Source organism: Mesorhizobium sp. USDA 3734 (genome assembly GCF_056279665.1).
This window is the reverse complement of record NZ_JBWCCW010000001.1, coordinates 1,032,773-1,044,695: the sequence shown is the minus strand read 5'-3', so window position 1 is coordinate 1,044,695 and position 11,923 is coordinate 1,032,773. Positions and strand designations below refer to the sequence as shown.

10 protein-coding genes are annotated in these 11,923 nt (G+C 60.1%); 2 read left to right on the top strand and 8 right to left on the bottom strand.

What is annotated here, in order from left to right:
* Positions 1 to 2: 2 nt before the first annotated feature.
* Both ACZ89F_RS04935 and mdeB read right to left on the bottom strand, forming a co-directional pair.
* On the bottom strand, positions 3 to 1,304 hold the full coding sequence (locus ACZ89F_RS04935) for a 2-oxo acid dehydrogenase subunit E2 (protein ID WP_476090656.1): 1,302 nt from the start codon (positions 1,302 to 1,304) through the stop codon (positions 3 to 5).
* A 48-nt stretch (positions 1,305 to 1,352) separates the two neighbouring features.
* On the bottom strand, positions 1,353 to 4,037 hold the full coding sequence (gene mdeB, locus ACZ89F_RS04930) for an alpha-ketoglutarate dehydrogenase (RefSeq protein ID WP_476090655.1): 2,685 nt from the start codon (positions 4,035 to 4,037) through the stop codon (positions 1,353 to 1,355).
* A gap of 692 nt (positions 4,038 to 4,729) precedes the next feature.
* Here mdeB and ACZ89F_RS04925 point away from each other — a divergent pair.
* Together ACZ89F_RS04925 and ACZ89F_RS04920 are read left to right on the top strand one after the other, a co-directional pair.
* Positions 4,730 to 5,242: an Lrp/AsnC family transcriptional regulator gene (locus ACZ89F_RS04925; protein WP_476090654.1), complete on the top strand. Its 513-nt coding sequence runs from the start codon at positions 4,730 to 4,732 to the stop codon at positions 5,240 to 5,242.
* 241 nt (positions 5,243 to 5,483) lie between these two features.
* On the top strand, positions 5,484 to 6,383 hold the full coding sequence (locus ACZ89F_RS04920) for a ketopantoate reductase family protein (RefSeq protein ID WP_476090653.1): 900 nt from the start codon (positions 5,484 to 5,486) through the stop codon (positions 6,381 to 6,383).
* Positions 6,384 to 6,420: 37 nt separating this feature from the next.
* On the opposite strand, the gene panD is transcribed toward ACZ89F_RS04920, so the two are convergent.
* Genes panD through bioB form a run of 6 tightly spaced genes read right to left on the bottom strand, consistent with a single transcriptional unit; the run spans position 6,421 to position 11,918 of the window.
* A complete protein-coding gene (gene panD / locus ACZ89F_RS04915) occupies positions 6,421 to 6,873 on the bottom strand; it encodes an aspartate 1-decarboxylase (protein WP_476090652.1) in 453 nt (150 codons plus the stop codon).
* A 57-nt stretch (positions 6,874 to 6,930) separates the two neighbouring features.
* Positions 6,931 to 7,914: a beta-ketoacyl-ACP synthase III gene (locus ACZ89F_RS04910; protein ID WP_476090651.1), complete on the bottom strand. Its 984-nt coding sequence runs from the start codon at positions 7,912 to 7,914 to the stop codon at positions 6,931 to 6,933.
* Positions 7,911 to 9,176 (bottom strand): adenosylmethionine--8-amino-7-oxononanoate transaminase, encoded by a 1,266-nt coding sequence (locus ACZ89F_RS04905; RefSeq protein ID WP_476090650.1) that lies wholly within the window; start codon positions 9,174 to 9,176, stop codon positions 7,911 to 7,913. The genes ACZ89F_RS04910 and ACZ89F_RS04905 overlap by 4 nt, the downstream gene beginning before the upstream one ends.
* Positions 9,176 to 9,811, bottom strand: a complete 636-nt coding sequence (gene bioD, locus ACZ89F_RS04900) for a dethiobiotin synthase (protein WP_476090649.1) — start codon at positions 9,809 to 9,811, stop codon at positions 9,176 to 9,178. Before bioD ends, ACZ89F_RS04905 begins: the two co-directional genes overlap by 1 nt.
* Positions 9,808 to 10,947, bottom strand: a complete 1,140-nt coding sequence (locus ACZ89F_RS04895) for an 8-amino-7-oxononanoate synthase (RefSeq protein WP_476090648.1) — start codon at positions 10,945 to 10,947, stop codon at positions 9,808 to 9,810. The genes bioD and ACZ89F_RS04895 overlap by 4 nt, the downstream gene beginning before the upstream one ends.
* A complete protein-coding gene (gene bioB / locus ACZ89F_RS04890) occupies positions 10,944 to 11,918 on the bottom strand; it encodes a biotin synthase BioB (protein WP_476090647.1) in 975 nt (324 codons plus the stop codon). Before bioB ends, ACZ89F_RS04895 begins: the two co-directional genes overlap by 4 nt.
* Between the last annotated feature and the right edge of the window lie 5 nt (positions 11,919 to 11,923).

The following is an 11,923-nucleotide window of genomic DNA, read 5'->3' as shown; positions in this document are numbered from 1 at the left end:
CCTCACAGGACTGCCCGGCGAAAATCGCCAAGCGTTGCTGCGATGTGGCCGAGGAACCGGGCCGCCGCCACCCCATCGACCACGCGGTGATCCCAGGAAAGGCTGATCGGTGTAATCAAACGCGGCACGAAAACTTCGCCGTTCCACACTGCTTCGGTCTTGGACCGAGCAGCACCCAGGATTGCCACTTCCGGGGCATTGATGATGGGGGTGAACCCTGCGCCACCTATCCCACCGAGTGACGACACCGAGAAGCATCCGCCCTGCATATGGGAGGATGGCAGGCTACCTTGGCGGGCCTTTTCGGCAAGCTCGCCCATCTCAAGCGCAATCTGGAGAAGACCCTTCTGATCAACATCGCGGATGATTGGCACCATGAGCCCCTTTGGAGTGTCCACCGCGAAGCCGACATGCACGTACTTCTTCAAGATTAGATGGTCTCCATCGAGGGAGGCATTGAACTGGGGGAATGCTCGCAGTGCCAAGGCGGCGCTCTTGAGCAGGAACGCCACCATCGTCACCTTCACTTCCGGCTTGCGCTTTTCCCGGTTCAGATTGGTTCGGAAAGCCTCAAGCTCGGTTACGTCCGCGTGGTCGAAATTGGTGACGTGCGGAATCGTCAGCCAGTTGCGCGAAAGGTTAGCACCGGAAATCTGCTGAATTCGCGTCAAAGGCTGCCGGTCGATTTCTCCATATTTCGCGAAGTCGACCTGCGGCCACGTTGGCAGCCCAACCCCAACCGCCTGCCCGCCGCTTGAAACCGGCCTGGCGTCCGAGGCCAGTGACGTTTTGACATACGTTTGAATGTCCTCGCGGAGAATACGCCCTTTAGAGCCTGTGGGACGAACCTTGGCCAGATCCACATCAAGCTCACGGGCATAAGCCCTTACGGACGGTGTTGCGTGGACGGAGGCATGATCCGTCAAGGTATCATCCAAAATGGTCGCTGTGGGACTTGCAGCCGGACGTGGCGAGATTTGCTCACCTTTTTGCACTTCATCCGCCAACGTAGCCGGGCGAGGAGAGGGATTTTCACTTAACGGTAGGTGATTCTCAATTGCCGCCGCGGGCTCCACGGTCAAGATCGGGGTCCCCTGCGATACCTTGGATCCAATCTCGATTAGTAGCTCGCGAACAACCCCGGCGACTGGGGAGGGAACCTCCATTGTTGCCTTGTCGGATTCCACGCTGAGAATGGGGTCGTCCACGGCAATCCGGTCACCCGGCTTGACCATGATCTCGATTACAGGAACATTTTTGTAGTCGCCGATATCAGGTATAGCGACGCTGAAACTGGCGCTCATGCGGGCAGCCTTCTAATGTGATAAGTGATTTGTCCGGCGAAACTGCTTCTAGATGTTCCAGGGCGCAGGCAGCTCGGAGTTGATCCCATAGCGGGTGATGGCTTCCTTGACCGTTTTGCGTTCGATTTTTTCTTCGTCTGCAAGGGCTGCAAGTGCAGCGACCACGATGTGGTGGCGGTCAACTTCGAAGAACGACCTGAGCGACGCGCGGCTGTCGCTTCGCCCGAACCCATCGGTACCGAGCGCGACGAAACGCGACGTCACATAGGATGCAATAAGCTGCGGATAGGCACGGACATAATCCGTGGCTGCTACAACGGGGGCATCGCCGCCAAGGCATTGCTGGACATAGCTCACCTTCTGGACCCCATCCTTGCTAAGGATGTTTGCACGCTCGATCTCCCGGGCCTCTCGTGCCAGTTCGCTGAAGCTAGTCGCGCTAAAGGTTTCCGAGGCCACCGACCAGTCATCTGCCAGAAGCGCGGCTGCCGCAACAACCTCAGGAAAGATCGCGCCAGATCCCACCAGTCGCACTTTCGCTTTCGATTTGGCCGCACCGTATGTGGCGAAGCGATATAAGCCCTTGATGATACCCTCTTCAGATCCTTCTAGCAGAGAGGGCTGCGCATAGTTCTCATTCATCGCCGTGATGTAATAGAACTCGTCACGCCCCTCCTCCATCATGCCACGCGCGCCATGATCCAGTATGACCGCAAACTCACAGGCGAAGGCGGGATCGTACGCGCGACAATTCGGTATGGTCGCGGCCATCACGTGGCTCGTGCCGTCCTGGTGTTGGAGGCCTTCACCACCGAGTGTCGTTCGCCCTGCAGTCGCTCCGATAAGAAAGCCACGCGCGCGTTGGTCTGCCGCCGCCCAAATGAGATCGCCAACGCGTTGGAAGCCGAACATTGAGTAATAAATGTAGAAGGGCAGCATTGAGAGGCCGTGTACGCTGTAAGATGTTGCGGCAGCGACCCAAGAGGATATTGCTCCCGCTTCGGTAATGCCTTCTTCAAGCAGCTGGCCATCCTTGGCCTCGCGATAGTAAAGCATGGAGCCGGCGTCTTCAGGCTCGTAAAGCTGGCCCACGGGTGAGTAAATTCCGACTTGCCGGAACAGGTTGGCCATGCCGAAAGTCCGCGCCTCGTCTGCGACGATTGGTACAATGCGCGGCCCGAGCTCCTTGTTCTTAATAAGGTTGCTAAACAACCGAACAACAGCAGTTGTTGTCGACATCTCTTTGCCGTCCGCCTTCAAGGCAAAATCGGCATAGCTCTCGATCACCGGGACAGGCACTGCGGGAGCACTGCGCCTGCGGACCGGCAGGTAGCCACCCAATTGCTCTCGTCTCTGGCGCAGGTAGGTCAGCTCAGCACTGTCTTCGGCAGGCCGGTAGAAATCCAGCCGTTCAACTTCTTGATCGGTCAGTGGCAGCCCGAACCGGTCGCGGAAGTCCAGCAGGGCATCGATTTCCAGCTTCTTGGCTTGATGGGCGGTCATACGGGATTCGCCCGCAGCGCCCATTCCGTAGCCCTTCTTGGTCTTTGCCAAGATGACTGTAGGCCGGCCCCTTGTTGACTTGGCGGCTGCAAATGCGGCGTAGAGCTTGCGGAAATCGTGTCCGCCACGCTTCAAAGAGTCGATGTCACGGTCTGACATGTGCGAGACCAGCGCGCGCACCTCCGGATCCTCGTCGAAGAAGTTGGCCATGTTATAGGCCCCATCTTTCGCTCCGAGTGTCTGATACTTACCATCAACCGTGGCCGCAAACCTCTTCAGTAGAGCATGGTTGACGTCATGCGCAAAAAGTGAATCCCAATCCGAACCCCAAAGAACCTTGATGACATTCCAGCCTGCACCTCGGAAAGTATTCTCCAGTTCCTGGATGATCTGCCCATTTCCTCGCACCGGCCCATCCAGGCGCTGAAGGTTGCAATTGACGATGAATGTCAGGTTGTCGAGCTTCTCTCGGGCTGCGATAGAAAGCCCGGCTGTGGATTCCGGCTCATCCATCTCGCCGTCGCCAACCACGCACCAGACGTGCTGATCGTCGGTTTGGGCGAGGCCACGGTCGCGCAGGTAGCGCATGAATCGCGCCTGATAGACGGCGCTGATTGGGCCGATTCCCATCGAGCCAGTTGGTACTTGCCAGAAATCCGGCATCAACCAAGGGTGGGGATATGAACAAAGGCCGCTAGAAGTTAGCTCCTGACGATAGTGTTTGAGCTGCTCTTCTGTAAGCCTGCCTTCAAGGTAAGCGCGTGAGTAGACGCCAGGCGCCGAGTGCGGCTGAAAATAGACAAGGTCACCTCCCTGCTCCCCGCTTGCCGCGCGGAAGAAGTGATTAAATCCGATCTCGAATATTTCGGCAGCCGATGCGTAGCTCGCTACGTGTCCGCCAAGCTCGCCATGCGCCTTGTTGGCCCGGACGACCATCGCTAGAGCGTTCCACCGCATGATCGTCGTGATGCGCTCCTCCATCTGGAGATCACCGGGATAGGGAGGCTGCTTCTCGAGGGGGATGGTGTTCCTGTAAGGAGAGTATGGGAGCGTGTCCGCAACGACGCCGATCTCCTTGGCTTTTCGTTCCAACTTCTCAAGTATGAAACGGGCCCGGTCGCTGCCGCCGTATCGAAACACCGATTCGAGTGAAGACAGCCAGTCAGCAGTTTCCTGCGGATCCTGGTCATCAGTGGAATGTTCTGTCCGAGCGGTTGCTAAAGCTTCCATTGTTCCTCCAACGCGATGTCGGGCAAATTAGCACCCACAGCGCGGCAGTATCTGCCAAATATGTCGTTAACTTCGAATAGTTCGGCATTATCAGCCATAAATCTCATATTACACAGCATATTCTGCGTGCACGCCCTTCAGATTAGGATCACGGCAGGACGCAGCTCCGACGGACGCTCCACTCCCGGGCAGACACCAGCCACGGCCCCGGCGAGTTGGGCAGGCAGAGATCGCGACGGCGGCCAAGTGTTGATATCCCGTCGGATCGCCTTCATCCGCATCACAGGCCAAACCGGCTGACGAGCCTGTTCATCGCCTCGCTGTCGTTAACCGCAGCGACCAATTGACCCCACCAGGGCACATTGGCAGATCGAGAACGGACTGCACTAGATACCCGACGTTCATCTGGGCGCGGGCTTCAGTCGTGCCAGCAAGGACAACGCCGCCCACCTACACCGCACCCATAAATCAACTGGCAGGAGACATCCTCCAACTTGCCGACACGGACAAAGTCGCCACCAGCGGTCCATCAAGAGATGCGGATGCAAAATGACTCATGTGCGATGGCCCTCCCACACGACGAGCGAAGGCCAGCTTTTTCAGCGGCGCATCTGCTTCTCAATTATGTTGTCACACTAGTAAATCTCGGCAGAATATATGGCCAGGACGATAAGCAGGAGAGGGCTGTGCCGATGATCGATATCGATGCGATTGATATTAAGATATTGAATGAACTACAGAAGGAAGGTCGTCTTACAAATGTGCAGCTCGCAGACCGCGTTGGGTTGTCGCCCTCCCCCTGTCTGTCTCGCGTCCGGGCCCTGGAAGAATCCGGCCTGATCCTTCAATATGTAGCCCTTTTGGATCCCCAAAAACTGGGGGCCGTGGTGAGCGTCTTCGTCCAAGTGACGTTAGAGCGTCAGATCGAAAACATGCTGCACGTTTTTGAGGCGGCAGTAGAAGGTTTTCCGGAAGTAATGGAATGTTACCTTATGACGGGTGATTCCGACTACCTATTACGCGTTGTTGTACACGACGTAGGGGCCTTTCAGCACTTCATCGTGGAGAAGTTGGTCAAGGTGACCGGCGTCGCAACAATCAAATCGAGCTTCGCGCTTAAGCAGGTGAAATACAAAACGGCATATCCGGTAGCAGATATCATTGGTTCCCACATCCCGCGCCGGCAGGGACAACGGCGCCCATGAGGTTGTCGCGGCTCGGCGCAAACACTTCAGATCAGCCTGGTGGCTCCGCGCTAAGCGGAGTGTCCGACGCTGGAGATCCAAAATCTGTTCGAAGCGCGACGCTGCACTGGGCGGCCGTAATTCTCCGGTGGGCCATCGGGGTTACTGGGACAATCAGACCATCTGCTACTGCGGAATACTTCGGCAAGGCCTATTCTCGTCAACGGTCCCCAGCGCGGCTCAGGCGCATTTGGAGTGGTATATGATTATAGCGGTCATGGGAGCGGGTGCCGTCGGTTGCTATTATGGTGGCATGTTGGCACGGGCAGGACACAAGGTGATCCTGATCGGACGGCAGCAACATGTCGGCCCAATAAATGACCATGGCCTCTTTCTCGAAGCCAGTACCTTCCAAGAACATATTTCGATCCAAGCAACGATCGATCCGTCTTGGGTCTCAGAGGCTGATGTGGTGCTTCTTTGTGTGAAGTCGGCGGACACCGAAGCGGCAGCCTTGCAAATTTCACCTTATCTGAATGAGAACTCGTTCGTCCTCACTCTGCAGAACGGGGTCGACAATGCGGATCGCCTGCAATCAATTATCGGTAGGACAGTGACTCCCGCCGTCGTCTATGTTGCAAGCGATATCGCGGGACCGGGACATGTAAGGCATCATGGCCGTGGTGACTTACTGATTGGGTCTTCGCCCAGAAGCAAAGATATTGCGCTGAGTTTTACCGAGGCTGGCATCCCCACAACCGTATCTGGCGATATACGGGGCGCGCTCTGGCGCAAGCTAGTTTTGAACTGTGCCTACAATGCTCTGTCCGCCGTCTCCCAGCTTCCTTATGGACGTTTATTTGCGGTTGAGGGAGTCATGGAAGTTATGAAAGACGTGGTGGACAAGTGTATTGCTGTGGCCGCAGGATCGGGCTTTTCTACTCTTGGCGAAATGATGGAAAATGTAGTTGCTCTTGCCGGCATGATGCCCAACCAAAAGTCGTCGACGGCCCAGGATCTGGCTCGGCGCAAGGTGAGTGAGATTGACCACCTCAACGGGTATATTGTTCGCCAAGGCAAAGCACTCGGCATTCCGACACCCGTAAACAGTGCTCTGTACATCATGGTCAAATTGATCGAGGCAGAGATCCACCAGCGCTGAACAACGCTTTGCCTCGATTGGAGACGGTACTTTCAAGTCACACGCCGGAGGCCAGGGCAGGAATGGCCAAAGCCTCATTCACCTCGTCAAGGATGGAGAAAGTGTATCGGCCCTGCGCATCAAGATCGACCGAGTAGCTCAGGCGGTCGCGTATGTGGTTGTCCTTGTCGAACGTGACGATCCGCGGCTTCAGCGAGGTGATCTGCGCTTCGTCCAGGTAGACGGAGTTGCAGATTATGATCTGGTCGCCCGTCTGGCAGGTGCGGGCGGCCGCACCGTTGAGGATACAGCAGCGTGAGCCGCGTTCGCCGAGAATGACATAGGTCGAAATCCGCGCGCCGGAATTCTTGTTCCATATCTCCACGAACTCCATAGGCAGGATCCCGGCTGCTTCGCAGTGGTCAGGGTCCAGCGTTATCGAACCGTGGTAGTTGAGGTTCGCTTCGGTGACGTAGATGCCATGCAGCTTGCCGGCGACTATTTTTCGCATTGGTCTGTTGTCCTATCCACCATTCATGACTAGTCCTGCGCGCGGCCGGTCACTCGGCTAGATTCCGACGACGAGCGCGCCGCCGCTGAGACCCGCACCCGCCGCCGCCAGAAGAACTTTCTCGCCCGGCCGAAACGGCTCCGTCTTATGGGCCAGCGAAAGCGAGAGCGGGATCGTCGCGGCGGAAGAGTTGCCATAGTCGGCGATTGTCTTGACGATTGCCTGATCCGCTATGCCGAGGTTTCGCCCGACGGCATCGAAAATGCGGGCATTCGCCTGATGCGGCACGAACCTGCCGACATCCTGTGATCGTACTCCAGCAGCGGCAAGCGCGCTTCTCGAGCAATCGGTCATCATCTCGACAGCCTTGGCGAACACTTCACGGCCGTCGGTCATCGTCATGCGGGTTTGCCCGAGATCGAGGCCGGCGTGGAACGGGATGTTGCTTCCCCCAGCGGGTATCTGGATCAGGCCGTAGCGCGAGCCGTCGGAATCGACCGAGGCACCGAGAATGCCCCGGCCGGGATCCTCGCACGGACCAATCACCAAGGCGCCGGCGGCATCGGCAAAAAGGACCGAGCCTGCGCGCTCGGCTGGATTGATGCGGCGGCTGAGGATGTTGGCGGCGATGACCAGCGCTGGTTTGCCATGCAGGCGGGTGAATCCATCCGCGAACATCAGTGCATAGATGAAGCCGGCGCAGGCGCCGGTGAGATCGATCGCACCGGCTCGTCCGAGCCCCAACTGATGTGCGACCAGGGGTGCACTGGGCGGCAGAAGGTGGTCGGGCGTCGAGGTGGCAAGCAACAGCAGGCCGATGTCGCTGCGGTCAATGCCGGCATTCGCCAGCGCCATGTCGCCAGCCTGCGTGGCAAGACCAGACAGCGTGTCTTCGTCCGCTGCCCAGAAGCGCGAACGTATTCCGGTACGCCTTTCGATCCAGCCCGGCTCGAGCCCGAGATTGTTCTCGATCTCGGCATTCTCCACCTTGCGCCCAGGCGCATGATGGCCAAACCCAAGAATGCGCGACGACCTGCTCATGGCCTAGACCCGAAGCGTTCGCCGGCCTCCTCGATGGCGTCATAGAGTCGTTCGAGCTCGTCGCCGGTGATGCAATAGGGCGGGAGAAGATAGAGGACATTGCCGAGCGGGCGCACAAGCAGGCCCTTGTCGAGGAAGAACGCGCGCAGCTTCGGTCCGATCTCGGCCAGATAACCGGCTGAGTCGGCGCTCAGATCGAGTGCTGCGATCGTGCCGGTCGCCCGGCTGTCGGTGAAGTTGGCATTGTCGAGAAAGCGCTGAAGCCCGGCGGCCTGCATCCCGCTCAAGGCCGCGATCCGCTCGGCCACCGGCTCGTTCTGCCAGATCTCGACATTGGCGAGTGCGGCTGCGCAAGCAATCGGATTGGCGGTGTAGGAGCTCGAATGAAAGAAGGTCTTCTTCCGATCCTCAGAATAGTGGGCCTGGAAGATGGCATCGGTGGCAAGCGTGGCCGCCAGCGGGATCACGCCGCCCGTCAGGCCTTTCGAGGTGCACAGGATATCCGGAGAGATGGATGCCTGCTCGCAGGCGAACATCGTTCCGGTGCGCCCCCAGCCGGTCATCACCTCGTCCGCGATCAGCAGCGTGCCGGAGGTCTCGGCGATCTTCTTCAGTTCGGTCAGAACCCAGGCCGGATACATCAGCATGCCACCAGCGCCGAGCACCAGCGGTTCGACGATCAGCGCGGCCGCGCGCCGGTCGCGGCTGACGGCCTCGAACCGATCAAGCGTCTCCTGCTCGCGGCCGGCGGTAGGGAAAGGGATGGTGTCGACCTCGAACAGCAAGGGCTCGTAGGCTGCGTTGAACACGCCACGGGCACCGACGCTCATCGTGCCGATGGTGTCGCCATGGTAGCTGTGCTCCATGACGGCGATGCGCGAGCGCGGCGCGCCGATGTTGCGGAAATAGCCGAGCGCCATCTTCAGCGCGACTTCGACTGAGGTCGAGCCGCTGTCGGAATAGAACACCCAGTCGAGTCCCGAGGGAGCGAGACCGACAAGCGCCCTGGCCAGGCGTTCGGCCGGCTCGTGCGTGAAGCCTGCGAAGATGATCTGGTCGAGGCTCGACGCGGTCGTCTCGATGGCCTTCACGATGCGGGGATGGCGGTGGCCATGCGTGACGACCCACCAGGAGGAAATGGCGTCAAGGATCCGGGAGCCGTCGGCCTTGTGGAGATAGGCGCCTTCCGTCAGGACGATTTCTGGGATCGTCGGTTCGAGCGCGTGCTGCGTGAAGGGGTGCCACACACGGGACTGCGACATCATTCGCCTCCGGTAATCGAAGCAAGGTCGAAGCCGGCAGTCATCGCGTCCCTCAGTGTTTTGGACGTCAGCGGGTCGAGGTGCGGCAGCCTGCCGAGTTGCGGCACGCCGCCGAATTCCACGATGGTCTTCTGCGTATCGGCTACCTCTTCGCCGATGAAGGCGATGCCGATGAGCGGGATGGAGCGAGCCCGCAGGGCTTCGATCGACAGCAAAGTGTGATTGATGGTGCCGAGCGCGGTGCGCGCGCAAAGAATGACCGGCAGCCGCCATTGCGTGAAAACGTCGATGAACCTTGTCTGCCGGTTGAGCGGCACCATCAGGCCGCCGGCTCCTTCGATGATGAGCGGACCTGGCAAGTCTGGAAGCGAGAGCTTTGCGACGTCTATCGCGACGCCGTCGAGTTCGGCTGAACGATGCGGCGACAGCGGCTCGTTCAAGCGGTAGACTTCCGGCAGCACGCGCCCCGGCGGAAGGCCGGCAAGCCGTTCCACAGCCTCGCTATCGGTTTCGCCGTCGAGGCCCGACTGCACCGGCTTCCAGTAGAAGCCGTCGAGCAGGCCGGCGAGCCCGGCCGAAAACACCGTCTTGCCGATTCCGGTATCCGTTCCGGTGATGACGATGCGCTTGGTCATGCCGAGGCCAACACCTCGACGAGCGCCTCGACCATGGCGGAAATGTCGGCCTCGTCGACATTGAGCGTCAGCGAAATGCGCAGCCGCGATGTGCCCTCGGGCACGGTCGGCGGACGAATGCCGCGGATGTCGAAGCCGCGCGCCTGCAGCGCCGCCGCCACCGCCATGGTGCGCCTGTTGTCGCCGATGACAAAGGGCTGAATCTGCGAGCCGCTGGGTGCCACGCCGCAGCGCTCGGCCAATTGGCGGCCCGCGAAGGCGACGCGCTCCTGCAACTGGACACGGCGTTGGGGCTCATCGGACAGCATGGCAATCGCCTCGCGCACTGCCACGGCCATCAGCGGCGATGGCGCGGTGGAGTAGATGAATGGCCGGCAGCGGTTGACGAGATAATCGCATAGCAGTCCCGGCCCGGTGACGAGCGCGCCGGACGCACCGAGCGCCTTGCCGCATGTGTGGAGCGCAATGATGTTGTCGCGGCCCTCGAATGCGGCGGCCAGCCCCCGGCCCTCCGGTCCCCAGACACCGGTGGCATGCGCCTCGTCGGCGACGATGAACGCCTCGTGTCGATCGGCAAGCGCGACCAGGCTCTCCATCGGCGCGCGGTCGCCGTCCATGCTGTATAGGGTTTCGACCACGATCCAGACGCGCCCGGTGCCACCTTCGGCGCGCCAGCGCGTGATTGCATCCCCGAAGGCATCGACGTCGTTATGCGCGGCCAGCTTGAACTCGGCACGGCCAGCGCGGGCGCCCTCATGCATGCTGGCATGAGCGAGCTCGTCGAGGACCAAAAGGTCGCCCTTCTGCGGCAGGGCGGTCAGCAGAGCGAAGTTGGCGATATAGCCGCTGCTGAAGAACAGGGCGCGGTCGGCTCCGAAGAACGCCGCCGCATCCGCCTCCAGGGCTTCATGCTCCGGCGCGTTGCCGCGCAACAGCCGCGATCCGGTGGCGCCGACCGGCGTGCCCTGTGCGATCGCCGCCGCAACCGCGTCGCCAAGCCTTCTCGAGGCAGCAAGCCCGAGATAGTCGTTCGACGAGAAGTCGAGCCCGGCGCGCGACGACAGTGTTCGCAGCCGGTCCTTGCGCGCCAGTCCCTGCAAGGTCGCGTCATAGCGGGCAAGCGGTGCCCCGTTCATTGCGCCTCGAGTTCCATCGGCTCGATGCCGAGACGGCGAAACAGTAGGCTATCCTTGTCCTCGCCGGGATTGTCCGCCGTCAGCAGAGTGTCGCCGACGAAGATCGAGTTGGCGCCGGCAAAAAAGCACAGCGCCTGCATCTCGTCGGTCATGGCGGTGCGGCCGGCCGAAAGTCGGACATGCGATTTCGGCATCATGATGCGTGCCAGCGCGATCACGCGCACGAACTCGATCGGCTCGATGGGTTTAGCCGCGGCAAGCGGGGTGCCCTCGATCGGGATCAGCATGTTGATCGGAACGCTTTCGGGATGTTCCGGCAGGTTGGCCAGCGTCACCAGCATGTCGATCCGATCCACCGGCTCTTCGCCCATGCCGACAATGCCGCCGCAGCAGACCTTGATGCCGGATTGGCGAACCTGCTCGAGCGTATCGAGCCGGTCGGCAAAGCTGCGCGTGCTGATGATCTCGCTGTAGTAGCGTTCCGACGTATCGATGTTGTGGTTGTAATAGTCGAGGCCCGCCTGCTTCAAACGAGCGGTCTGCTCAGGATCGAGCATGCCGAGCGTCATGCAGGTCTCCATGCCGAGCGCCTTGACGCCTTCGACCATGGCAACGACCGCATCCATGTCGCGCGCCTTGGGGTTCCGCCAGGCAGCGCCCATGCAATAGCGGGTGGCGCCGGCGTCACGCGCCTTGGTCGCCTCGGCGATGACGCGCTTGACCTCCATCAGCTTCGACGCCTTCAACCCGGTCTCGTGATGCGACGACTGGCTGCAATAGCCGCAATCCTCCGGGCATCCGCCTGTCTTGATGCTGAGGAGCCGGCTGAGCTGGACCTTGTTGGGATCGAAATTCTCACGGTGCACGGTCTGCGCTTGAAACAGCAGATCATTGAACGGGGCATCATGGAGCGCCTGAGCCTCTCCCAGGGTCCACGTCCCGCGGCTCTCGTTGTATTGCGCCCTAGGCATCGGCA